Raw genomic sequence first — 432 nt, 5'->3', positions numbered from 1 at the left:
AATTTGTTCATTGCCTGTTCCTTTTTAGAGCGGTTTTAGGTGTGCACCAAAATTTTGCTCTTGGAACAGGCACTACGACAATCCTTTATCCAGAATTCAGGTTAATTTAATCCGCCATTTTTCATAATTCGCTTCATCACTAAATTGAGGGATAGGTCTTAAAGCCTTCACAGCTTCTGGTGAGCGTGAATTCCAGGAAACATGGGCGGTTAAATTGGGCGTCCATTGTCTGGGCATCATAACGCAGCAGACCGTTCCGTTGGTCGAGCCGCCTGCGCCGTTAACTCTAAAATCATTTATCTCATATTCAGTGTGATTTCTGCCATCAATACTGCCCGGGTTAGTATCCGGTTGACGGGCCACTGAGCAGCCTGACATCATTAACATCAACACAGCGGTTAGGAGGGTCATCCTTTTTTTTATCTTAAAGTC

1 protein-coding gene is annotated in these 432 nt (G+C 44.2%); it reads right to left on the bottom strand.

From position 1 onward, the window contains the following. Positions 1–96: 96 nt before the first annotated feature. The coding region (locus Xsze_RS21575) for a DUF3304 domain-containing protein (RefSeq protein WP_211293383.1) at positions 97–432 on the bottom strand (336 nt) is incomplete at its 5' end.

The sequence above is a fragment of the Xenorhabdus szentirmaii DSM 16338 genome (assembly GCF_002632585.1).
Taxonomy (GTDB): domain Bacteria; phylum Pseudomonadota; class Gammaproteobacteria; order Enterobacterales; family Enterobacteriaceae; genus Xenorhabdus; species Xenorhabdus szentirmaii.
The sequence above is the reverse complement of the archived record's forward strand: the minus strand, read 5'-3'. Positions and strand labels throughout refer to the sequence as shown.